General features: G+C 70.4%; 1 pseudogene. It reads left to right on the forward strand.

Features of this window, described 5'->3' with window-relative positions:
* Window positions 1-379, forward strand: a pseudogene (locus JHD63_RS24365) (hypothetical protein); the annotation flags it as partial.

Here is a 379-nt window from a genome sequence, read left to right on the forward strand (position 1 = left end):
CCCCCCCCCCCCCCCCCCCCCCCCCCCCCCCCCCCCCCCCCCCCCCCCCCCCCCCCACCGACCCGCCGACCCCCCCCATCTCCACTAGGTTCTCTTCGTCGGCAGCGTCAGATGTGTATAAGAGACAGGTTCGACCAGTCGGTTGGTGATCTGGTGAATTACCTGCAGTGGATGGGCGAGCCGGCGCAGAACACCCGCGTGCGCCTGTTCCTGCTCAATTTCGAGAAGGAGCTGTTCGTGCACGTCAACGTCTGTCTCTTATACACATCTCCGAGCCCACGAGACCGTACAGGAACTCTGGTATTGCGTCGGGGGCTGGAGAAGGGGGGGGGGGGGGGGGGGGGGGGGGGGGGGGGGGGGGGGGGGGGGGGGGGGGGGG

Source organism: Xylophilus sp. ASV27 (assembly GCF_016428875.1).
Taxonomy (GTDB): Bacteria; Pseudomonadota; Gammaproteobacteria; order Burkholderiales; family Burkholderiaceae_C; genus Xylophilus.